The sequence below is a fragment of the Actinomadura sp. ATCC 39365 genome (assembly GCF_054392275.1).
In genome coordinates this window covers 6,990,523-7,011,777 of the sequence record NZ_CP184335.1, presented here as the reverse complement: position 1 = coordinate 7,011,777, position 21,255 = coordinate 6,990,523, and the positions used below count along the sequence as shown (strand labels likewise).

Sequence of the window (21,255 nt, the reverse complement as noted above, 5' to 3'; positions counted from 1 at the left end):
GATCAATCCAGCGGGTCCCACGGGACGGCGTCGTAGCAGGAGAGCAGCCGGGCCAGCGTCGCGCCGTCCTGGCGCAGCGGCACGCCGTCGACCTCGCCGACCGGGACCACGCCGTGGGAGTTGCACAGGAACACCAGGTCGAAGCCCGGCAGGTCGGCGACCCGCAGCGGACGGCGCTCCTGGGGCACGTCGACACCCGCCAGCAGGCCCATGGCGGTTCCGCGCAGCATCGGCGCGTCCGGCCACAGCAGGCGCCCGCCGGACCAGCAGCCGACGTTCGTGATCGCGCCCTCGCTGATCAGGCCGTCGGCGGTGGTCAGCAGCGCCTCGTCGAAGCCCAGGGGCGCGACGGTCCGCCGCAGGTGCGCCTGGGCGAACCCGGCCGCCTTCTTGATGTGCGGCAGGTAACGCTGGAAGACGACCGCCGTGACGCGCTGCGGGCGGGTGGAGACCTCGGTGGGCGGGGCGGCGGTGGCCACGACGCGCGGGCGGCCGTCGTGCTCGACGACGTAGACCCGCACGCCCGCGTCGCGCAGGTCGTCGCCGAGCACGGCCCTGATCGAGCCGAGCACCGCCGCCGGATCGAGCCGGGCGCCGAACAGCTCCAGGTTGGCCGCCGCCAGCCGCTCCAGGTGCAGGGCCAGGCCGCGGGTGCGCCGGTCTCTGACCTGCATGGCGGTGAAGTGCCCGTAGCGGGCCTCCAGCGCGAAGCGCGCGTCGGCGTCCACCGGCCTGCCCTCGACCACCGCTCGTACGATCATGCGTCCAGCATGTCCCGTCCGCCCGCTCCCGCGCGCATGATCGTGAAGGGTGCCAGCTCGCCCAGCCCGCGCACCGACAGCCGGTCGACCGCGCGCAGCAGGAACGCCCGGTCGCCCTCCAGCTCCTCGGCCATCTCGGGGTCGGCCAGGATCGTTCCAGGCAGGGAGAGGGCGGTGAGCCGGCTGGCCAGGTTGACGGTGGTGCCGAACACGTCGCCCATGCGCCAGATCACCGGGCCGGCGGCCAGGCCCACCCGCAGCTCGGGCATGTCCCTGCCGCGGTGGGTCTCCACCAGGCGCAGCGCGATCTCGGCCGCCACGTGCGACTTGTCGGCCACGAACAGCACCGAGTCGCCGAGCGTCTTGACCACCCGCCCGCCCGAGGACGTCACGACGTCGGCCGACCGCCCCTCGAACCTGTCGACCAGCCGGGACAGCTCGGTCGCCGTGATCTGCCGGCTGAGCCGGGTGAAGGCCACCAGGTCGGCGAACCCCACCGCCATGCGCACGGCGCTCATGTCCTGGTCGGCCAGCCGGCCGGCGGCGGCGGCGAGCTGGCGCTGCCAGGCGTAGACCAGCAGCCGCGCCAGGTCGGGCACCACCCGCTCGGCCCGCCGCCGCCAGGCCCGCGGGCGTTCGGCCAGCGGCACGCCCGCCTGGTCGAGCGCCTCCGCGCCCAGCTCGGCCTGCGACTCGGCGAGCCGGGCCGTCGCCCGCCCGATCGAGCGGGCCATCAGCAGCATGTGCTCCTCGTCGTAGGCGCCGGAGCTGACCATCGCGAGCATGGTGCGCAGCGCCTCGACGTCGGCGTCGGTGAACTCGACCGCGTCGTCGGCCACGTTGGCGAACCCCAGCGCCCGCCACAACCGGCGCGCCCGGTAGACCGGGACCCCGGCCATGTGGGCCACCTGGTGGCTGGTGTAGCGGCGCGGCGTGCGCAGGAACGCCTCCGCCACCCCGTCCCCGTCCTCGCGTGACACGCGTGCAACATAACACCCCTGTGGCGGGCGTCACTCCAGGAGGGCGCGCAGGGCGGGCCGCTCGGCGTCGGGCAGGTGGACGGCGTAGTAGTCGTACATGGACCGGCGCAGCAGGCGTGCGGCCGCGGCCCCGTCGCCGGCGCGCACGGCGGCCAGCACCTCCTCGTGGTGCCGGATGCTGCGCCGCATCAGCGACCCGCGGTCGGGCGCGTCGGCGATCTTCCCGGCGATCAGCCCCAGCACGACCGAGCGGACCACGTCGGTGCAGACCTGGATCAGCGTGTTGCCGCTGGCCGCCACGACGACGTCGTGGAAGGCCACGTCGGCCGCGCTGAAGGCGTCGTGGCCGGAGGCGTCGTGGCCGGAGGCCGCGGCGTCGCGCATGGCGGCGCGCATGCCGGCGATGGCCGCCTCCATCTCGGCGAGCTGCTCCTCGGTGCGCAGCCGCGCGGCCAGCAGCACGGCCGAGGAGTCGAGCACCATCCTGAACTGCACCAGCTCGGCCAGCGACAGCTCGGCCACCCGCGCCAGCGTGGTCATCGACTTGTGTAAGGCGGCGGGGGAGAACGGCAGCACCTCCGCGCCGTTGGGATCGCCCGGCCGGGACCGCACCAGGCCGCGCGCCTGGAGCACGCGCAGCGCCTCCCGCACCGTGGAGCGCCCCACCGAGAACTGCACCATCAGCTCGCGCTCGCTGGGCAGCCGCGCCCCCGGGCCGAGGGCCCCGCTCTCGATGGCCTCCTCGACCTGTTCCACGACCCGCTCGTAGGCGCGTACGGCCCGCACCGGCTCGAACCGTGCACCCATGGGAAGCCCCCTTGACCCGAGCCGTCACGGACTGGCAATGTGCGTAGCCTACTGGTCAGACCAGTGCACTAGCCAGGAGGCTGTAAGACATGAGGCGAATCGGAATCTGGATCGCCGTGGGCGGTCTCCTGCTGGTCACAGCCGCCTGTGGCGGCGGTTCCGGCTCGGGCGGTTCCGGCACCGGAGGCACCCCCAAGGCCCAGTCCCTGTCCGTCGGGTTCGTGGCCGAGCCGGCCAACCTCGACTTCACCGCCACCGAGGGCGCGGCCATCCCGCAGGCGTTGCTGGTCAACGTCTACGAGGGCCTGGTCAAGCTCGACCAGGACGGCTCGATCAAGCCGCTGCTGGCCGAGAAGTGGTCGGTCTCCGACGACCGGAAGACCTACACCTTCACCCTGCGCAAGGGCGTCACGTTCAGCAGCGGGGCGCCGTTCACGGCCGACGACGTGGTGTTCTCGCTCGACCGGGTCAGGAGCGACTGGAAGCTCAAGATCAAGGCCCAGCTCGACGTCATCGACAAGGTGGCCAAGACCGACGACGCCACCGCGGTCGTCACCCTCAAGCGGCCGAGCAACGGCTTCCTCTACGCCCTGGCCACCCGGCTCGGCGCCATGTTCAGCCGCACCGGCGTGGCCGACCTGGCCAACAAGCCCGTCGGCACCGGGCCGTACACGCTGGGGGCGTGGAAGCGCGGTGAGTCGATCCAGCTCGCCGCCAACCCCTCCTACTGGGGCACCAGGCCGGCGCTGTCGGCGATCACCCTGAAGTACTTCAAGGACGCCACGGCGATGAACAACGCGCTGCTGACCGGCGGCATCGACGTCATCTCCGCCGTGCAGGCGCCCGAGTCGCTGCAGCAGTTCGCCGATCCGGGCCGGTTCCAGACGGTCGAGGGCACCACCAACGGCGAGGTCGTGTTGTCGATGAACAACGCCCGGCCGCCGTTCGACGACGTCAAGGCCCGCCAGGCCGTCCGGTACGCGATCGACCACAAGGCGCTGCTGGACACCGCGTGGGCCGGGCGCGGCCAGCTCATCGGCTCGATGGTGCCGCCCACCGACCCCTGGTACGAGGACCGCACCGGCGACTACCCCTACGACCCGGCCAAGGCCAAGGAACTGCTGGGCGGCAAGACGCTGACGGTCAAGATGCGCATACCCAACCTGCCGTACGCGGTGGCGAGCGCGCAGGTCGTGAAGTCGCAGCTGGCCCAGGTGGGCATCACGGCCGACATCGAGCCGCTGGAGTTCCCGGCCCGCTGGCTGGACGTGGTGTTCAAGCAGGGCGACTACGACCTGTCCATCATCAACCACGTCGAGCCGCGCGACATGGGGATTTTTGCCGATAAATCGTATTACTTCCACTATGACAACCCCGAGTTCGGCAAACTCCTCGCCTCCGCCGACGCCGGCACCGAGCAGCAGCAGACCGACGACCTGAAGAAGGCCGCCAAGCTGCTCTCGGACGACGCCGCCGCCGACTGGCTGTTCCTGTTCCCCAACCTGATCGTGGCGAAGAAGGGCGTCACCGGGCTGCCGAAGAACGCCATCGCGGAGTCCTTCGACTTCACCGGTCTCGCCAAGCAGTGACGCTCTACCTGCTCAAACGGCTGGCGGTGCTGATCATGAGCGCCGCCGTCGCCGCCGTCGCGGTGTTCGCGTTCATGGCGCTGCTGCCCGGCGACCCGGCCGAGATCGCGCTCGGCGTCAACGCCACCCCCGACGCGGTCGCCGCGCTGCGCCGCCAGTTCGGCACCGACCGCCCGCCGGTCGTGCAGTTCCTCGACTGGATCGGCGGGCTGGCCCACGGCGACTTCGGCGTCTCCTACGTCACCAGCTCGCCCATCGGCCCGCAGATCGGCGAGCGGCTCGGCGTGACGGCCGTGCTGGTGCTGGGCGGCATGGTGCTGGCGCTGGCCGTCGCGGTGCCGCTCGGCACGTTCGCCGCCGTGCACCACCGCAACCCGCTCGGCGCGGCGATCAGCGCGGCCAGCCAGCTCGGCATCGCCGTCCCCGCCTTCCTCGCCGGCATCCTGCTGGTGTTCGTGTTCGCGGTGAAGGCGCAGGCGCTGCCCTCCGGCGGGTACGTCCCGATCGCCGACAGCCCGCAGGAGTGGCTGCGCTCGCTGCTGCTGCCGTGGTTGTCGCTGGGGCTCGTCCAGGGCGCCGTGCTCACCCGTTACGTGCGCAGCGCCGTCCTCGACGTCATGCGCGAGGACTACCTGCGCACCGCGCGCGCCAAGGGCCGCGGCAGCACCGGCGCGCTGTGGCGGCACGGCCTGCGCAACGCCTCGATCCCCGTGATCACCGTGCTCGGCCTGCAACTGGCCACCCTGCTGGTCGGGGCGGTCGTGGTCGAGCGCGTCTTCGTCCTGCCCGGGCTCGGCGACCTGCTGCTCAACGGGGTCGCCGGGCGCGACCTGCTGCTGGTCCAGGGTGTGGTGATGGTGCTGGTGGCCGCGGTCCTTCTGATCAACTTCGTGGTGGACGTCGCCTACCGCCTGCTCGACCCGAGGCTGCGATGAGGGGCCGGGCGAACGCCGCGCTGCTGACCGGCGGCGCCCTGGTCGGGCTGGTGACGCTGGCCGCGCTGGTCTCCTTCGTCTGGACGCCGCACGACCCCACCCTCGTCGACGCCGCCCGCAAGCTGCGCGACCCCGGCGGCGGCTACCTGCTGGGGGCCGACAAGTTCGGCCGCGACACCCTCAGCCAGCTCATGGTCGGCGCGCGCACCACCCTCTACGTCGGCGTGGTGGCCGTCGGCATCGCCGCCGTCCTGGGCGTGCCGCTCGGCGTGGTCGCCGGGATGACGCCGCGCGGCTGGCTGTCGGAGCTGATCATGCGGGTCAACGACCTGGTGTTCGCCTTCCCCGCGCTGCTGCTGGCCGTCATGCTGGGCGCGGTCTACGGGGCCGGCACGCTCACCGCGATGATCGCGATCGGGGTGGCGGCCGTGCCCGCGTTCGCGCGGGTGGCCCGCGCCGCCACGCTCCAGGTCATGGTGACCGACTACATCCTGGCCGCGCGCGCCGCGGGCCGCCGCCGGGGCGCGATCGCCGTGCGGCACGTGCTGCCGAACATCGGGTCCGTGCTGATCGTGCAGGCGTCGGTGTCGTTCGCGATCGCGATCCTGGCCGAGGCGGCGCTTTCGTTCCTCGGGTTCGGCACCCGGCCGCCGACCCCGTCCTGGGGGCGGATGTTGCAGGAGTCGCAGGAGCTGCTGTTCTCCACCCCGCGTCTGGCGCTGTGGCCGGGCCTGGCGATCGCGCTCGCCGTTCTCGGGTTCAACCTGCTCGGCGACGGCCTGCGCGACCACCTCGATCCGAAGCTCAGGAGGGTCCGTGCTGACGGTTGAGGGGCTTTCCGTACGGGCCGGCGGGGTGGGGCTCGTGCACGACGTGTCGTTCGCGATCGGGCCCGGCGAGCGGGTCGGGCTGATCGGCGAGTCCGGGTCCGGCAAGTCGCTGACCGCGCTGTCGCTCATGGGCCTGCTGCCCGAGGGCGTCACCGCCGCCGGCACGGCCAGGCTCGGGGAGCGCGACCTGGTCGGCGTGCCCGAGAAGCGGCTGAAGGACCTGCGCGGGCGCGAGCTGGCGATGGTCTTCCAGGAGCCGATGACCGCGCTCAACCCGCTCATGCGCGTCGGCGCGCAGGTCGCCGAGGCCATGACCCTGCACGGCGTCCCCCGCGCCGAGGCCGGGCGGCGCGCGCTCGCCCTGCTGGACCGCGTCCGGCTCCCCGAACCAGGACAGATCGCCCGCGCCTACCCCCACCAGCTCTCCGGCGGCCAGCGGCAGCGCGTCATGCTCGCCATCGCCCTGGCCAACGAGCCGGGGCTGCTGGTCTGCGACGAGCCGACCACCGCGCTCGACGTCACCGTGCAGAAGCAGATGCTGGAGCTGATCGCCGAGGTCGCCCCCGCGCTGCTGTTCATCACCCACGACCTGGCGGTGGTGGCCTCCGTCTGCGAGCGGGTGATCGTCATGTACGGCGGCCGCGTCGTCGAGACCGGGCCCATCCGCGAGGTCTTCACCCGCCCCCGCCACCGTTACACCGAGGGCCTGCTGGCCGCCTCCCGGCTCACGCCGCGCGGCACCAGGCTCCCGACCATCAAGGGCAGCGTGCCGCCCGCGGGCGCCTTCCCCGAGGGCTGCGTGTTCCGCAACCGCTGCCCGCACGCCACCCCGCGGTGCGAGACCCCGCCGGCGCTGACAGGAGACGGCCATGCCTACGCATGCTGGCACCCCGCGGAATGAGCCCACGGGCGACGTGCTGATCGAGGCCCGTCGTCTCAGCCGCGTCTACCACCGCCCGCGCACCTCGCTCACCAGGCCGGGCGCGCCCGTCCACGCGCTGCGGGAGGTGTCGCTGACCGTCCGCCGCGGGGAGCGGTTCGGCATCGTCGGTGAGTCCGGCTCCGGCAAGTCCACGCTGCTGCGCCTGCTGTGCGGCCTCGACCGGCCCACCGGCGGGTCCGTCGTCTTCGACGGGCGGGAGATCACCGGCCTGCCGGAGCGGCGGCTGCGCTTCCTGCGGGAGAACCTGCAGATCGTCTTCCAGGACCCGATGAGCTCGCTCGACCCGCGCATGCGCGTGCGAGACCTGGTGGCCGAGCCGCTGGTCGCGCTCGGCCTGCCGGTCGGCGGGCGGGTGCCCGAGCTGCTGGAGGAGGTCGGCCTGCCGGCCTCGGCCGCCGACCGCTACCCCCACCAGTTCTCCGGCGGACAGCGGCAGCGCATCGCCATCGCCCGCGCGCTCGCGCCCCGGCCGAAGGTGCTGGTCGCCGACGAGCCCGTCAGCGCCCTCGACGTGTCCGTCCGCGGCCAGATCCTCAACCTGCTCGCCGACCTGGTGGACGAGCTGGGCCTCACGCTCGTGTTCGTCTCGCACGACCTGTCGGTGGTCCGGCACGTGTGCGAGACCGTGGCCGTCATGAGCGGCGGCGAGATCGTCGAGACCGGCCCGGTGGACGACGTCTGGGCCGCGCCGCGCCACCCCTACACGCGTGACCTGCTGCAGGCCGTACCGACCCTGGAGGGATTGTTGTGATCGAGGTCGACGAGCGGGGCGTCGTGGAGTTCACGCAGGCCCTGGTGCGCATCCCCAGCACCAACGACCCCGCGCGCGGGCGCACCGAGCGGCCGGCCGCCGAGCTGGTCGCGGCCAGGATGCGCGAGTGGGGCTGGGACCCGGTCGTGAGCGAGGCCGCCGCCGGGCGGCCCAACGTCGTCGCGGTGGTCGAGGGCGGCGGCGGCGACGGGCCGACGCTGATGTTCGAGGGCCACACCGACGTCGTGACCGAGGGCGACCTGTCCACCTGGACCGTCGACCCGTTCGGCGGCGAGATCCGCGACGGGCGGTTGTGGGGCCGGGGCAGCGCCGACATGAAGTCCGGCCTGGCCGCCACCCTCTACGCCACCCGCGCGCTCCAGCTCGCCGGCCCGTTCCCCGGCCGGATCAAGGTGTGCGCGCTGGCCGACGAGGAGGGCCTGATGATCGGCGCCCACCACTTCGTCGCCTCCGGGCTGGCCGACGGCGTGGACGGCGCGATCGTCGCCGAGCCCGAGGCCGGGGAGATCTGCGCGGTGGCCAAGGGCGCGTTGCGGCTGCGCGTCGACCTCACCGGCAAGATGGCCCACGGCGCGATGCCGCAGCACGGCCGCAACCCCGTCCAGGCGGCCGGCACGCTGCTGGTCGCCCTGCGCTCCCTCCAGCGGGAGCTCCAGGAACGGCATCCGGCCCACGAGCACCTCGGCGAGGTGTACGTCACCCCGACCGTGGTCCGGGCGGGCAGCGAGGAGCAGGTCAACGTCATCCCCGCCACCGCGTCCGTCTTCGTCGACGTGCGCACGGTCCCCGGGCTGGAGCACAAGGTCGTGGCCGACCGGGTGACCGCCCTCGCCGCCGCCGAGGACGGGATCGAGGCGTCGGTGTCGGTCCTGGTGGACCGGCCGCCGGTGGACGTGCCGGTGACCGACCCGGTGGTGGCCGCGCTGGCGGCGGCCCACCGTACGGTGACGGGGGAGGAGCCGGTCTACGGCGGCGTGCCGGGCTCGACGGACGGGACCGTGCTCACCCACTGGGGCGGCGTCCCCTCGGTCGTGTACGGCCCCGGCGGCAAGTGGATCGCCCACCAGGCGGACGAGTACGTCGAGGTCGCCGAGATCGTCCGGTGCACCCGGGTGTTCGCCGAGGCGGCGCGGCGCTTCCTGCACCGGGACTTCTGATGCTCGCCGAACCCGGGCCCGGGATGCGTCCCGGGCCGACGAACTCGCTGGTGGACGTCGCCGGGTTGCGCGTCGGGCACGCGCACCGCGTGGGCGGCGGCTACCGCACGGGCACGACCGTGGTGCTGGCGCCCCCGGAGGGCGTGGTGGCCGGCGTCGACGTGCGCGGCGCCGCTCCCGGCACCCGCGAGACCGAGTTGCTGGATCCGCGCAACCTGGTCGAGCGCGTGCACGCCGTCGTGCTGTCGGGCGGCAGCGCGTACGGGCTGAGCGCGGCGTGCGGGGTGATGGACGCGCTGGCCGACGCGGGCATCGGCTTCCCGGTGGCGGGCGGCGTGGTGCCCATCGTCCCGGCGGCCGTCATCTACGACCTCGGGCGCGGCGGCGACTTCCGCGCCACCCCTGACGCCCGCCTCGGCGCCGCCGCCTGCGCCGCCGCCCGCACTCCGGCGCACCTACCGCCCTTCCCCGCGCCCCTGCCCCGCCCCGGAGACAGCGCGGGGGCCGCCCTCGCTCCCTCCTCCCCGGGGACGGCGGCCCGGTACGCCACCGCGCCCCCCACGGCCAGCGGGTCCATCGGGGCCGGCGCCGGGGCGATGGCGGGCGGCCTGGCCGGCGGCGTCGGGACGGCCAGCGCCGTCCTGCCCGGCGGCGTCACCGTGGCCGCCCTGGCCGTCGTCAACGCCGCCGGATCCGTCCTCGACCCCGCGGGCGCCACCCTCGCCGGCGTGCGCTACGGCCTGCCGGGCGAGTTCGGCCACCTGCGCCGCCCGGACCCCGCCGAGGCCGGGGCGTGGCAGCCGGACAAGGTCACCTCGTTCAACACCACCATCGGCGTGGTGGCCACCGACCTCACCCTCACCAAGGCCCAGTGCGGCAAGCTGGCCGGTGTGGCCCACGACGGCCTGGCCAGAGCCATCCGGCCGGCCCACACCATGGTCGACGGCGACACCGTCTTCGGCCTGGCCGCCTGCGCCCGCCCGGCCCCCGGCCCCGACGGGCTCCAGGACGTCCTGGCCGCCGCGGCCGACGTGTTCAGCCGGGCGGTGGCCCACGCCATGCTCGCCGCCACCGGCCGCGAGGGCGCGCCCGCGTACCTCGACGTGTTCCCGAGCGTCCTAGGGGGAGACAGATGACCTGGCCGGACGGCCTGCCCATCGGAGCCGGATGGGCCGCCACCGAGGACACCACCGAGGTGATCTTCCCCTACGACGGCTCGGTGGTGGCCCGCGCCCCGCTGGGCACCCCCGCCCACGCGGCCCGCGCCCTGGAGGAGGCGCTGGCCGTCGCGCCCGCCATGGCCGCGCTGCCCTCGCACGCCCGCCGCGCCGCGCTCATGGCCGCGCACGACGCGCTCGCCGCCCGCCGCGAGGAGTTCGAGCGGCTGCTCGTCCTGGAGACCGGCAAGCCGCTGGTCGACTGCCGGGTCGAGGTGGCCAGGACGCTGCTCACCCTCGCCACGGCCGCCGAGGAGGTCGCCCGGCTGCACGGCGAGACCGTCCCGCTGGACCTGCTGCCGTCGGGGGAGGGGCTGATCGGGTTCTGGACGCGGCGGCCGATCGGCGTCGTCGTCGGGATCACCGGCTACAACTACCCGCTGCTCCTGGCCGCCCACAAGATCGCCCCGGCGGTCGCGGCCGGCTGCCCGGTGATCGTCAAGCCCGCCCCGGCGACGCCCCTGGCCACGCTCCGGCTGGTGCACCTGCTCCGCGAGGGCGGCCTGCCGCCCGCCGGGGTCCAGCTCGTCACCGGGGACGTCGAGGTCGGCCGCACGCTGGTCGAGGACCGGCGGATCGGCGCGGTCTCCTTCACCGGCTCGGCCGCCGCCGGGCACGCCATCGCCCGCGCCGCCGCCCCCACCAAGGTGCTGCTCGAACTCGGCTCCAACGCCGCCCTCGTGGTCGCCGCCGACGCCGACCTGGCGGCCGCCGCCGACGCCGTCGTGCGCGGCGGTTACTACGCCTCCGGGCAGGCGTGCATCGCGGTGCAGCGGGTGCTGGTGGAGGAGCCCGTACGGGAGGAGTTCCTGGCGCTGCTGGCCGCCCGCGTCAAGGACGTCGCCGTCGGCGACCCGCGCCTGCCCGGGACCCGCGTGGCCCCGCTGATCGACCCCGCCGCCACGGACCGCGTCCTTGAGTGGATCGGCGACTCGGGCGCCGAGGTGGTCGCCGGCGGGATGCGCGAGGGCCGGGCGATCGCGCCGACCGTGCTGTCCGGCGTGCCCGACGGCGCCGCCGCGTGGGACGAGGAGATCTTCGGCCCGGTGGTGTGCGTACGCGGGGTGCCGGACCTCGACGCCGCCTTCGAGGCCGTCAACCGCTCCCGGTACGGCCTGCACGCCTCCGTCTACACCCGCTCGCTGGCCACCGCATTCACCGCGATCGAACGCATCCAGACCGGCGGCGTGGTGGTGAACGAGGTGCCCGGCTTCCGCGCCGACAACATGCCGTACGGCGGCGTCAAGGACTCGGGCAGCGGCCGCGAGGGCCCGAGGTTCGCCATGGAGGAAATGACGGTGACCAGAATGGCGATCATCCGCCCCTGACGGCCGCTGTAGGGTGGCGCCGAAACGGCGAGGAGGCGCGTGCCTTGGCTATTCAGACGGACGAGCCGGCGGTTGTTCCGCGAGCGCGCGGCGGCAGGGCCCTGCCGGTGCTCGCCGTCCTCCTGGCCGTCGCCCTGGCGTGCGCCGGCACGGCCTGGTGGCGGGAGCACGGGCAGGCGCGGGACCGGGAGCGCGTCGCACTGGCCCACGGGCTCGCGCTGCACGCCGCCGAGTTGCGGGGGGACGATCCGGTCAAGGCTCGCGACCTCGGCCTGGCCGCTCTGGGCCTGCACGCCGACGACCAGACCCGCGCCGGGCTGACCGACACCCTCCTGCTGGGGCGCAGGGACGACCTCTGGCTCCGCGGCCCCGGCGGCGCCTGGCATGCCGAGCTGAGCGGCGACGGGCGCGTCGGCCTGGTCGCCGGGAACGGGAAGGCCGAGGTCTGGCAGCTCGGCTCCGGGAGAGCGGTCATCCTGGACGGCCCCGAGGGCGCGGTCGAGGCGCCGGCGCTCTCCCACGACGGCCGCACTGCTCTGACCGGCGGCGACGACGGCGCCACGACCGTGTGGGACCTCACCGATCCCGCCCACCCGGCCCGGCGGGCGACGTTGCCGGGCGTGGCGGCGAAGGGGCCGCTCGACGACGTCCAGGCGGTGGCGGTGAGCCGGGACGGCCGGGTCGCCGCGGTCGCCGACTTCGCCGGGAACCTGCTGGTGTGGGACCTGACCGTACGCGACCACCCGGCCCGGCGCTCGGTCACCGCCGTCCACGACTCCCCGACGGCGGACCTCGACCTCAGCGGCGACGGCAGGACGGCGGTCACCACGGCCGACGATGGCCCGGTGACGATCTGGAACCTGGCGGACCCGGCGCACCCGGTGAAGGCGGCCGAGCTGACCCCGGCCATCCACACCGGCACGGCCGCCGCCCTGAGCGGCGACGGACGCGTCCTCGTCGTCGCGCGGCGCGACCCGGGGGCCGACTGGCGGAGCCAGGCGGAGGTCTGGACGCTCGGCGACCCGGCCCGTCCGGCCCGCCCGGTCCGGACCGCCGTCATCGTGATGCCTCCGGCGGACATGCTCGACGTGGCCCTCACACCCGACGGCGGGACCGCTCTCCTGGCGGGCTCCAACGGCAACGGATCGCTCTGGGACCTGTCCGTCCCTTCCCGGCCCGTCCGGCTGGCCGGGCTGCGCGGGTACCCGTCGGAGGTGCGGGGGGTGGCGTTGAGCGACGGCGCCCGCAGCGCCCTGCTGGCCGCCCCCGAGAGCACCACCTTCTCCCTGTGGGACCTCCACGACCTGCGGCAGGTGGTCGCCGACCCCGGGCAGGTCCTGTGCGACGGCGGCTCCCGGATGTTGAGCAGGGCGGACTGGGACCGCTACACGGGCGGCGCGGACCCTTCGGACCACGGCGGCGGCGACGGGGACGTGAGCCTCTGCTCGCTCCGATGAGGGTAACGGTTTGACCAGATGTCTTTACCTTGCCGCAGCGGTCGCGTTGGATGGCGCGCATGGTGGAGATCACGCGCAGAACGGTGTTCAAGGCGGGTGCGGCAAGCGCTTTCCTTGTGGGTGGCGGCCCGGGGACGGCGGCACTGGCGGCGGCCGGACCGGCGGCCGGACCGGCCGCGGAGGGGCTGGAGCAGCGGGCCATGGCGATGGACCCGCCGGTGTTCCTGCTGGAGAGCGCGGTCCCGCCGCACTTCGCGGCCGGGCCGGGCTCCACGTTGTCGATCAGCGACCGGGTCGCCGTGTGCGGGACGAGGTCGCTGCGCTGGGAGCACGCGAGCCGCGACGTGATCACCGTGCGGGCGCCGCTGCGGTGGGCGCCCGACCCCTACCGGCTCGGCGACGACCAGGCGTGGCAGGGGCTGGTGGACGCGTTCTGTGTGTGGGTGCACAACGCCGAGCCGGTGGACGACGTGCTCAGGTTCGAGTTCGGCCGGGGTGAGCGCACCGACCTGTGGTTCGAGTTCCGGCTCGGGTTCAGCGGGTGGCGTACGGCGTGGGTGCGGTACGCCTACGACATGCACGGCAGGCCCCACCCCGACATGGACACCCTGCGCATCGTCGCCCCGCGCAGGGCCGGGACCCTGCACCTCGACCAGCTCATGCTCAACGTGCCGCTGCGCCCCGACGCCCCCTGCCGCGACCACCAGCTCCCCGACATCGCCCCCGAGGGCGACGAGTACGACAACCAGCACTGGCAGGCCCTCCACCGCTTCGACCGGCTGCTGGCCACCGTCGAGCCCGACCTGTCGCCGCCGTCCGCCGGCGAGCTGGCCTCGCTGCGCGCCCTGCACACCCGCTACCACGACGAGTACCTGACCGCCCAGGTCAAGCCGGACGTGCCAGGGCTGACGGCGCAGGTCGCCGCCCTGGAGGGCCGCCCCACGCACGCCTACCAGTCGCAGATCTACCCGGCCGCGATCGCCGCCGAGCTCAAGGCGTTCGTGAACCCGGTCACGCTGCGCGCCTGCACCGATCTGATGAAGACGATCGCCCAGGCCCACCAGGCCGCCCCCGCCGAACGTCCCGCGCTGGCCGCGCTCTACCTGCGCATGGTCGCCCACCTGCGGGAACAGGGCTGGACGAAGGGCAGCTGCCAGGGCACCATCCACCACCTCGGCTACGATGTCCGCGGCCTGTACGACTCCGTCTACCTCATGCGGGACGCCCTGCGCGAGGCCGGGGAGTTCGAGCGGGTACGAGCGGACCTGGAATGGCTGAGCGGACTCGGCCGGATCTTCCGCGGTTTCGGCTTCCGGATGGCCCGGGGCAGCATGATGGACCTGTACAACACCACGGTCCGCGGCATGCTGGCGGCCGTGCTGCTGCGCGACGGCGAGGCGCAGCAGGTGGCCTACCTGCGGGCGCTGCGCGACTGGCTGAACGCCACCCTGCTGCCCACCGACGGCATCCAGGACGGCATCAAGGTGGACGGCACCGCCTTCCACCACGTCGGCTTCTTCCCCGACTACGTCCGTGACGGCTTCGCCGGGCTGGCGCCGCTGGTCTACGTCCTGCACGGCGGCTCGTTCGCGATCTCGCCCGAGGCGTCCGGCTGGCTGCGCAAGGCGCTGCTCACGCAGCGCGTCTACGCCAACAAGAACCACTGGCCGATCTCGATCAGCGGCCGCAACCCCAGCGGCGCCACGGCGTTGTCGATCGTCCCGTTCGAGTGGCTGGCCCCGATCGACGACGAGATCGCCGCCGCCTTCCTGCGCCTGCTGCCCGGCAACCCGACGCAGCGGCAGAAGGAGCTCGCGGCCCGGCTCGCCGCGCGCGGCATCGCCCCGGAACCGGCTCCGACCGGCGCCTGGGCGCTCAACTACGCCGCGCTCGCGGTGCACCGCCGCGACGAATGGCAGATCACCGTACGCGGCCACAACCGCTACCTGTGGAGCACCGAGATCTACGTCGGCGCCAACTGGTACGGCCGCTACAACACCTACGGCCAGATCCAGGTCCTGCACCGCGGCGACCCCGTCACCAACCAGGACAGCGGCTACGCCCAGCCCGGCTGGGACTGGAACCGCCGCCCCGGCACCACGGTCATCCACAAACCGCTCGACCGGCTCAAGGGTGACCTGACCGGGGCCATCGAGGAGATGCTCCTCACCGACTCCCGTTTCGCCGGAGCCTGCACCATCGACGGACGCAACGCCCTGTTCGCCATGGACCTGCACGGACACCCCAAGTACGACGGCACGCACCGGGCCCGCAAGTCGGTGTTCCTGTTCGACGACCGCGTCGTGGCCCTGGGCACCGGCATCACCAACGACGACGCCGCGGACGAGACGGAGACCACCCTCTTCCAGACCCGGCTGCCGGCCAGGAACGCGCCCACCGTGGTGGACGGCGCCGCGGTCACGGCCTTCCCGCACCAGGCGCTCGACGGCGGCCCGCGCTGGCTGCTCGACGACAAGGGCATCGGCTACTACCTGGCACCCGGGCAGAAAGTGGCCCTGACCCGCTCGGCCCAGACCTCTCGCAACAACGCCACGGAAGAGCCCACCAGCGGAGACTTCGCCACGGCCTGGATCAGGCACGGCACCGCCCCTCGGAACGGGACGTACGAGTACGCGATGGTGGTCAACGCCACGGCCGAGCGCATGGCCGGCTTCGCCGCCGCGATGGAGGACGCGGCGCGCGCCCCTTACCAGGTGCTGCGCGCCGACACGGCGGCCCACGTCGTACGGGATCGCGGCACCGGCATCACGGGGTACGCGGTGTTCGAGCGCACCCGTCTGGAAGGTCTGGTCCGCGAGGTCGACACGCCTTCGATGCTGCTCGTCCGTACGGAGGGGGAGACGCTGGTGATCGCGGTATGCGATCCCGACCTGCGCCTGTACGGCGGGATCGACCACGACCAGTACGAGAAGGGTCGCTACGTCGGGCACTACAGCCCGTGGTCGCGGCCCTGGCTGGCCAGCCCCAGCCACCCGCACCGCATGAAAGTGACCCTGGACGGGCGGTGGCGGGCGGACGCCGGCCAACCCTGCCGGGCCAGGATCACCGGGCCGTGCACGGTCCTGGAGTTCGAGACCGTGCACGGACGGCCGGTGCAGGTGCGGCTGAGTCCCGCGACCTGACCCGGGCGGGGGCGGGGGCGCCCCCGCCCGGGGATCACGCCCGTGACCGCGACGGCCACCGTCCCGATCAGACGGTTCACGTCCCCAGTCGGACGGTTGCCGTCCTGGCCGGACGGTTCACGTCCGCAGTCGGATGGGTGCCGTCCTGGCCGGAGGGTTCACGTCTCCAGGCGGACGGTTCGCGTCCCGGTCAGACGGTTCGCGTCCCGGTCACGGGGCGGGACGGTGCACGCCCGGTCAGCGGGTGTGCCGGTCGAGCTCTGCGCGGACCTCGCGCAGGTGGTGCCGGACCGCGGGGGCGCCGTCGCGCGCCAGGTCCCGCACCCAGCCGGAGTGACCGTCCCGCAGCTCGCGCCTGATCAGCGTGAGCGTCCGCTCGTGCGCCCCGGCCTCCAGGCGCAGCCACGCCCGGTCGAACCGGTGACCGGACCGGCGGGCGAGCACCGCGTCCAGGTCGTCGCGCTGGGCGGCGCTCGGCGCGTCAGGAAGGCTGACGCGCAGCCGGTGCGCGACCTCGCGCAGCCGGGCGTCGAGCTTGCGGTGGTCACGGATCAGCCGCCAGGCGATCTCGCGCACGTCCTTGTCGTGCGACCTGCGGAGCGCGGCCTTCCCGGCCGCGATCTCGGCGAGATTGCCGCGGTGCGCCTGCCGCAGGTACGCCCGGTCCTGGGCCGAGGCGTGGAACGCCTGGACGGACTGGGCGGCTGCGGCGCCGGGCGCGGCCACCGGCTGGACGGTGGTGGCGGCCTGGGCCGCGGCGGGTGCAGTGGCGGACACGGTCAACGCCAGCACGGCCGCGATTCCCGCGGGTGCTAAGTGGCTCCGTGCTGTTCTCATGAGTCCCTCCCTTCAATGGGACCCGTGCCTGCTGCCCCATCCGGTCGGGAGTATTCGCGTTAATTGGGTGGATCGAAACGGCCGTCCACGGCGGTCCAGCCGCCGTCCACGTACAACACCGAGCCCGTCACGAAGCTCGCCGCGTCGCCGGCCAGGTAGACCACCGCACCCGCCATCTCGGGCGCGGTGGCCCACCGGCCGAGGGCGCTCTTGGCGGCGTACGCGGCGTACCAGTCGGGGTTGTCCTTGATCTGTCTGGTCAGCGGGGTCTCCACGACGCCGGGCGCGATCGCGTTGACGCGCACGCCGTGCGGGCCGAACTCGGCCGCCGCCGTGCGCAGCAACTGCACCAGCCCCGCCTTCGTGGCCGAGTAGACGCCCTGCCCCGGCTCGGTCACCGACGCCCGGATCGACGCGAACCCGATGATCGACCCGCGCCCCCGCCGCACCATCCCGGCGCCGAACGCCCGCACCACGTCGAACGAGGCCCGCAGGTTCAGCCCCACCACCCGGTCGAACTCCTCGCCGGAGTAGTCGAGCAGCCGCTTGCGCACGTTCGTCGCCGCCGTGAACACCAGCACGTCGGCCGGCTCCTCGGCGGCGGCCGCCCGGACGGCGTCGGCGTCCAGCACGTCGAGCAGCCGGGCCGTGCCCCCGCACCCGGCGGCGGTCTCCTGCGCGGCGGCCAGGTCCCGGTCCGCGCACACCACGGACGCCCCGTGCGCGGCCAGGGCGAACGCCGACTCCCTGCCGATCCCGCTGCCGGCCCCGATCACCACGGCCCGCCGCCCGTCGAGGCGGAACAGCGCGTCATATCCCGTCATGCTGAGAAACACTAGCGACTGGTCAGACCAGTACACCAGGTTCTCCCGATCGCGACCGCCCACCTCGCGCCTGGGGGCGTTCGGCCGCAGGCGCGAAACTGTCGGGGCCGCCTGCCAGGATGCGAGTCATGACGACCATCGCAGGCTTCTGGGACGCCGCCGCCGACTCCTTCGACGACGAGGCCGACCACGGGCTCCGCGACCCCGAGGTCAGGGCCGCCTGGGCGGCGCGGCTGGCCGAGTGGGTGCCCGCCGGGCCGCTCGACGTGCTCGACCTGGGCTGCGGCACGGGCTCGTTGTCGTTGCTGCTGGCCGTCCAGGGCCATCGGCTGACCGCCGTCGACCTGGCCCCGCGGATGGTCGAACGCGCCCGCGCCAAGCTGGCCGCCACCGGCGCCACGGTGCTGACGGGAGACGCGGCCGCCCCGCCCGTCGGCGACCGCCGCTTCGACGTCGTGCTCGCCCGCCACCTGCTGTGGACCATCCCCGATCCGGAGGCGGCGCTGGCCCGCTGGGTGTCGCTGCTGCGCCCCGGCGGCCGACTGGTGCTGGTCGAGGGCCGCTGGCAGACCTCCGGCGGGCAGTCCGACTACGTGCCGGGTGAGCATTTCCCGTGGATGGGCGGCGTCACTGCAGACAACCTGATCACGGCCCTCCATCCCCTGGTCGGCGACCTCCGGGTGCATCCCCTGCCCGACCCGGCGTTGTGGGGCAAGGAGATCACCGACGAGCGCTACGCGGTGGTGGCCACACTCTGAGCACACTTGGAGCGCCGGATGCCTGGCCCAGGCTCCCGGCCGGGGCCTGTCCCACGTCACGAGCTGTGTGCCGAGCCGGCTTCACTGCTGAGAGCAACAGAATGAGGGCCGGTTCGGGACGAGGAGGGTTGCACCTAGCGGCTGCGGTTGGCGGGGGCTTCAAAGATGAGTCCGCGACCGTCCTCTTCATCCCAGTCTTCTCCGACCTCGACGAAGCCGAAGCCCGCGATCGTGGCCAGTGACGCCACATTGTCGGGACTGATCGTCGCCCGTACGGTCTTGACCGCCGGTTCGGCGGCGGCCCGACGCAGCAACTCGATCAGAATGGCCCGGCCATAGCCCTGGCGACGGAAGTCGGGAGCAACCGCGTAGCCGATCTCCACCATGCCCGCCTCGTCGGGCGGTCCGTGAAAGCCGGCATGACCGACGACGACATCTTCCGGCCCGATCACCGCCTGCCGCACCATCCACCGTGCGTGGTCGGGATCGGCGGCCATCTGGTCGATGCGAACCCGCCACAACCACCGTGCTCTGTCCGTCACGAAGTACTCGGTCAGAGCGACCCCAGCCGTTCTGCCGGCCGTGGCCAGATCCCCATCGAGCAGGGCGGACATCGCGGTGCTCGACAACGCGACAAAGCGCACATGCTTCGGACCGGTGGGGAACGACGTCCGGCGATCGGCTTCATCTGTCACCGTGCGATGGTCGCAAAGCGTCCGGCAGACGTCCACGAAATTTGGGGTGGTCGACCAGCCGGCTCCCCGGGCGCAGAGGCTGGGACCGGCCCTGCAGTCACGCATGGAAAAGCGCACGCGGAGTCCGCCTCGATCGGTTCCGTCGGCCCAGGGCAAGCTGGTGGCCCGGCCAGGCTGCCCTTCGCGCCGCTGCCATTTGATCTGCCTCGCCAACGGTGTCCCCATCAGGGGGTACGGCGGTCCCGGCGGTGAGGCCGCCGTACGATGGGCGCTTTCATCAGGGGAAAGGCGGGCGCGGTGGTGGGCAGGACGTTCGAGATCGCCGGTGAGCTGCGGGTGCGACGCCTCGGCTACGGCACCGCCCAGCTCACGGGCCCCGGCTACTGGGGCCCGCGCCTGACGCCGGGCGATGCGGTCGCGCTCCTGCGCCTGGCCGTCGACCGCGGCGTCACGCTCATCGACACCGCCGACAACTACGGCCCGGACATCGCCGAGGAGCTGATCGCCCAGGCCCTTCATCCGTACCCCGGCGACCTGGTGCTGGCCACCAAGGGCGGTGTGATCCGTACCGGGCCGGACAGGTGGCACCCCGCCGGACGGCCCGAGGATCTGCGTGCCATGTGCGAGGCGAGCCTGCGCCGCCTGCGCACCGACACCATCGACCTGTACCAGCTCCACCGCATCGACCCCGCGGTGCCGCTCGCCGACCAGCTCGGCACGCTGGCCGAACTGCGCGAAGAGGGCAAGATCCGGCACATCGGGCTCGACACCGTCACCCTGGACCAGCTCGACGAGGCGCTGACCGTCCTGCGGCCGGCGTCGGTGCAGAACCGGTTCAACGTGCTGGACCGGGAGTCGGAGCCGGTGCTGGCGCGGTGCGCGGAACTGGGCATCGCGTTCCTGCCGTGGTTCCCCCTGGGGAACGGCTCCCTCGCCGCGGGCGCCGGGACGGGGGCGGCGATCGAGCGGGTGGCCGCCCGGCACGGCGCGACGTCCGGGCAGGTGGCGCTGGCGTGGCTGCTGCACCGCTCCCCGGTCCTCCTGCCGACGCCAGGCACCGGCTCGGCCGTCCACCTGGAGGAGAACCTGGCCGCCGCCGACCTCGCCCTGACCGACGAGGACACGCACGCCCTGGACGCCCTCGCGGCCTGATCCGCCGCGACGACGAACTCCAGCCCGACCCTGACCAGGACCCTCCACCGCTACGAGCGTGCGACCCGGCTGCGGGGGCCCGCCCTGAACGCGTTCAAAAGACGGGAGTAGGGTCGGCAAGGTGAAGACGGTGATTCCCGGAGGAACCGGGCAGGTCGGCGAGCTTCTCCGCCGGGCGCTGACCGCCGCCGGCCACGAGGTCGTGGTGCTGACCCGCAGGCCGTCCCGCAAGGGCGAGGTCGCCTGGGACGGCGAGACCCTGGGCGCGTGGGCGCGGGAGATCGACGGCAGCGACCTCGTGGTCAACCTGGCCGGGCGGAGCGTGAACTGCCGTTACACCCCCGCCAACCTGCGGGCCATGATGGACTCGCGGGTGCGCTCCACCCGGGTCGTGGGACGGGCGATCGCCGCCGCCGCACGTCCTCCCCGGGTCTGGCTGCAGATGAGCACCGCCACCGTCTACGCCCACCGCTTCGACGCGCCCAACGACGAGGCGACCGGCCTGATCGGCGGTGCGGAGCCCGGCGTCCCGGGCTACTGGCGCTACAGCGTCGAGATCGCCAAGGCGTGGGAGCGGGAGCAGGAGCGGGCCGGGACCCCGCACACGCGCAAGGTCGCCCTGCGCACCGCCATGGTGATGAGCCCCGACCGTGGCGGCGTCTTCGACGTGCTGCTGCGCATGACCCGGCTCGGCCTCGGCGGGCCGCTGGCGGGCGGCGCCCAGTACGTGTCCTGGATCCACGACCGCGACCTCGTCCGCGCGGTCGAGTTCCTGGCGGGGCGGGACGACCTCGCCGGACCGGTCAACCTGGCCGCGCCCGGTCCGCTGCCGCAGGCCGCGTTCATGCGCACGCTGAGGTCCGCCTGGGGCGTGCCGGTGGGCCTGCCCGCGACGCGGTGGATGGCCGAGCTCGGCGCGTACGCGCTGCGGTCCGACACCGAGCTGCTGCTCAAGAGCCGCCGGGTCGTCCCGGGCCGGCTGCTGGAGGCGGGTTTCGACTTCGAGTACCCGCAGTGGCGGCAGGCCGCCGAGGACCTCGTCCGGAGGGTGCGTCGCGGGAGGTGAGCGC

19 protein-coding genes are annotated in these 21,255 nt (G+C 73.7%); 13 read left to right on the top strand and 6 right to left on the bottom strand.

What is annotated here, in order from left to right:
* Nucleotides 1-2: 2 nt before the first annotated feature.
* The 3 genes from ACNF49_RS34280 to ACNF49_RS34270 are packed head-to-tail and all read right to left on the bottom strand — an operon-like array spanning nucleotide 3 to nucleotide 2,548.
* Nucleotides 3-761, bottom strand: a complete 759-nt coding sequence (locus tag ACNF49_RS34280; RefSeq protein WP_482940150.1) for an aminotransferase class IV — start codon at nucleotides 759-761, stop codon at nucleotides 3-5.
* Nucleotides 758-1,741: an adenylate/guanylate cyclase domain-containing protein gene (locus ACNF49_RS34275; RefSeq protein WP_482940149.1), complete on the bottom strand. Its 984-nt coding sequence runs from the start codon at nucleotides 1,739-1,741 to the stop codon at nucleotides 758-760. Before ACNF49_RS34275 ends, ACNF49_RS34280 begins: the two co-directional genes overlap by 4 nt.
* A gap of 30 nt (nucleotides 1,742-1,771) precedes the next feature.
* A complete protein-coding gene (locus ACNF49_RS34270) occupies nucleotides 1,772-2,548 on the bottom strand; it encodes a FadR/GntR family transcriptional regulator (protein ID WP_482940148.1) in 777 nt (258 codons plus the stop codon).
* Nucleotides 2,549-2,637: 89 nt separating this feature from the next.
* Here ACNF49_RS34270 and ACNF49_RS34265 point away from each other — a divergent pair, with 89 nt between their 5' ends.
* Genes ACNF49_RS34265 through ACNF49_RS34220 form a run of 10 tightly spaced genes read left to right on the top strand, consistent with a single transcriptional unit; the run spans nucleotide 2,638 to nucleotide 15,919 of the window.
* Complete coding sequence (locus ACNF49_RS34265; RefSeq protein ID WP_482940147.1) at nucleotides 2,638-4,137, top strand: ABC transporter substrate-binding protein; 1,500 nt, start codon at nucleotides 2,638-2,640, stop codon at nucleotides 4,135-4,137.
* Nucleotides 4,134-5,072, top strand: a complete 939-nt coding sequence (locus ACNF49_RS34260) for an ABC transporter permease (RefSeq protein WP_482940146.1) — start codon at nucleotides 4,134-4,136, stop codon at nucleotides 5,070-5,072. Before ACNF49_RS34265 ends, ACNF49_RS34260 begins: the two co-directional genes overlap by 4 nt.
* Nucleotides 5,069-5,902 carry an ABC transporter permease gene (locus ACNF49_RS34255; RefSeq protein WP_482940145.1) on the top strand — a complete coding sequence of 278 codons (834 nt, stop codon included), beginning with the start codon at nucleotides 5,069-5,071 and terminating at the stop codon, nucleotides 5,900-5,902. Before ACNF49_RS34260 ends, ACNF49_RS34255 begins: the two co-directional genes overlap by 4 nt.
* A complete protein-coding gene (locus ACNF49_RS34250) occupies nucleotides 5,889-6,803 on the top strand; it encodes an ABC transporter ATP-binding protein (RefSeq protein ID WP_482940144.1) in 915 nt (304 codons plus the stop codon). The genes ACNF49_RS34255 and ACNF49_RS34250 overlap by 14 nt, the downstream gene beginning before the upstream one ends.
* Nucleotides 6,772-7,596 carry an ATP-binding cassette domain-containing protein gene (locus tag ACNF49_RS34245; protein WP_482940143.1) on the top strand — a complete coding sequence of 275 codons (825 nt, stop codon included), beginning with the start codon at nucleotides 6,772-6,774 and terminating at the stop codon, nucleotides 7,594-7,596. The genes ACNF49_RS34250 and ACNF49_RS34245 overlap by 32 nt, the downstream gene beginning before the upstream one ends.
* Entirely contained in the window at nucleotides 7,593-8,774 is a 1,182-nt protein-coding gene (locus ACNF49_RS34240; RefSeq protein ID WP_482940142.1) for a M20 family metallopeptidase, read from the top strand. The genes ACNF49_RS34245 and ACNF49_RS34240 overlap by 4 nt, the downstream gene beginning before the upstream one ends.
* A complete protein-coding gene (locus tag ACNF49_RS34235) occupies nucleotides 8,774-9,910 on the top strand; it encodes a P1 family peptidase (RefSeq protein ID WP_482940141.1) in 1,137 nt (378 codons plus the stop codon). The genes ACNF49_RS34240 and ACNF49_RS34235 overlap by 1 nt, the downstream gene beginning before the upstream one ends.
* A complete protein-coding gene (locus tag ACNF49_RS34230) occupies nucleotides 9,907-11,319 on the top strand; it encodes an aldehyde dehydrogenase family protein (protein ID WP_357976834.1) in 1,413 nt (470 codons plus the stop codon). The genes ACNF49_RS34235 and ACNF49_RS34230 overlap by 4 nt, the downstream gene beginning before the upstream one ends.
* A 44-nt stretch (nucleotides 11,320-11,363) precedes the next feature.
* Nucleotides 11,364-12,776, top strand: a complete 1,413-nt coding sequence (locus ACNF49_RS34225; protein ID WP_482940140.1) for a WD40 repeat domain-containing protein — start codon at nucleotides 11,364-11,366, stop codon at nucleotides 12,774-12,776.
* 59 nt (nucleotides 12,777-12,835) lie between these two features.
* On the top strand, nucleotides 12,836-15,919 hold the full coding sequence (locus ACNF49_RS34220) for a chondroitinase family polysaccharide lyase (RefSeq protein ID WP_482940139.1): 3,084 nt from the start codon (nucleotides 12,836-12,838) through the stop codon (nucleotides 15,917-15,919).
* 237 nt (nucleotides 15,920-16,156) lie between these two features.
* Here the strand turns inward: ACNF49_RS34220 and ACNF49_RS34215 are convergent, their stop codons facing one another.
* Both ACNF49_RS34215 and ACNF49_RS34210 read right to left on the bottom strand, forming a co-directional pair.
* Nucleotides 16,157-16,711, bottom strand: a complete 555-nt coding sequence (locus tag ACNF49_RS34215) for a DUF4142 domain-containing protein (RefSeq protein ID WP_482940138.1) — start codon at nucleotides 16,709-16,711, stop codon at nucleotides 16,157-16,159.
* A 104-nt stretch (nucleotides 16,712-16,815) separates the two neighbouring features.
* On the bottom strand, nucleotides 16,816-17,580 hold the full coding sequence (locus tag ACNF49_RS34210) for an SDR family NAD(P)-dependent oxidoreductase (protein ID WP_364337607.1): 765 nt from the start codon (nucleotides 17,578-17,580) through the stop codon (nucleotides 16,816-16,818).
* A 128-nt stretch (nucleotides 17,581-17,708) separates the two neighbouring features.
* Between ACNF49_RS34210 and ACNF49_RS34205 the strand changes: the two genes are divergently transcribed.
* Nucleotides 17,709-18,338, top strand: a complete 630-nt coding sequence (locus tag ACNF49_RS34205) for a class I SAM-dependent methyltransferase (protein WP_482940137.1) — start codon at nucleotides 17,709-17,711, stop codon at nucleotides 18,336-18,338.
* Nucleotides 18,339-18,472: 134 nt separating this feature from the next.
* Here the strand turns inward: ACNF49_RS34205 and ACNF49_RS34200 are convergent, their stop codons facing one another.
* Nucleotides 18,473-19,033 (bottom strand): GNAT family N-acetyltransferase, encoded by a 561-nt coding sequence (locus ACNF49_RS34200; protein WP_357976817.1) that lies wholly within the window; start codon nucleotides 19,031-19,033, stop codon nucleotides 18,473-18,475.
* Nucleotides 19,034-19,297: 264 nt separating this feature from the next.
* Between ACNF49_RS34200 and ACNF49_RS34195 the strand changes: the two genes are divergently transcribed.
* Entirely contained in the window at nucleotides 19,298-20,185 is an 888-nt protein-coding gene (locus ACNF49_RS34195; RefSeq protein ID WP_482940136.1) for an aldo/keto reductase, read from the top strand.
* 121 nt (nucleotides 20,186-20,306) lie between these two features.
* Nucleotides 20,307-21,251, top strand: coding sequence for a TIGR01777 family oxidoreductase (locus tag ACNF49_RS34190; RefSeq protein WP_482940135.1), 945 nt, complete (start codon nucleotides 20,307-20,309; stop codon nucleotides 21,249-21,251).
* Nucleotides 21,252-21,255 lie beyond the last annotated feature (4 nt).

Coding starts and splice junctions, on each gene's coding strand:
- ACNF49_RS34280 (WP_482940150.1), bottom strand. CDS start 761: ATGATCGTACGAGCGGTGGTCGAGGGCAGGCCGGTGGACGCCGACGCG.
- ACNF49_RS34270 (WP_482940148.1), bottom strand. CDS start 2,548: ATGGGTGCACGGTTCGAGCCGGTGCGGGCCGTACGCGCCTACGAGCGG.
- ACNF49_RS34265 (WP_482940147.1), top strand. CDS start 2,638: ATGAGGCGAATCGGAATCTGGATCGCCGTGGGCGGTCTCCTGCTGGTC.
- ACNF49_RS34255 (WP_482940145.1), top strand. CDS start 5,069: ATGAGGGGCCGGGCGAACGCCGCGCTGCTGACCGGCGGCGCCCTGGTC.
- ACNF49_RS34245 (WP_482940143.1), top strand. CDS start 6,772: ATGCCTACGCATGCTGGCACCCCGCGGAATGAGCCCACGGGCGACGTG.
- ACNF49_RS34235 (WP_482940141.1), top strand. CDS start 8,774: ATGCTCGCCGAACCCGGGCCCGGGATGCGTCCCGGGCCGACGAACTCG.
- ACNF49_RS34230 (WP_357976834.1), top strand. CDS start 9,907: ATGACCTGGCCGGACGGCCTGCCCATCGGAGCCGGATGGGCCGCCACC.
- ACNF49_RS34220 (WP_482940139.1), top strand. CDS start 12,836: ATGGTGGAGATCACGCGCAGAACGGTGTTCAAGGCGGGTGCGGCAAGC.
- ACNF49_RS34210 (WP_364337607.1), bottom strand. CDS start 17,580: ATGACGGGATATGACGCGCTGTTCCGCCTCGACGGGCGGCGGGCCGTG.
- ACNF49_RS34205 (WP_482940137.1), top strand. CDS start 17,709: ATGACGACCATCGCAGGCTTCTGGGACGCCGCCGCCGACTCCTTCGAC.
- ACNF49_RS34195 (WP_482940136.1), top strand. CDS start 19,298: ATGGGCGCTTTCATCAGGGGAAAGGCGGGCGCGGTGGTGGGCAGGACG.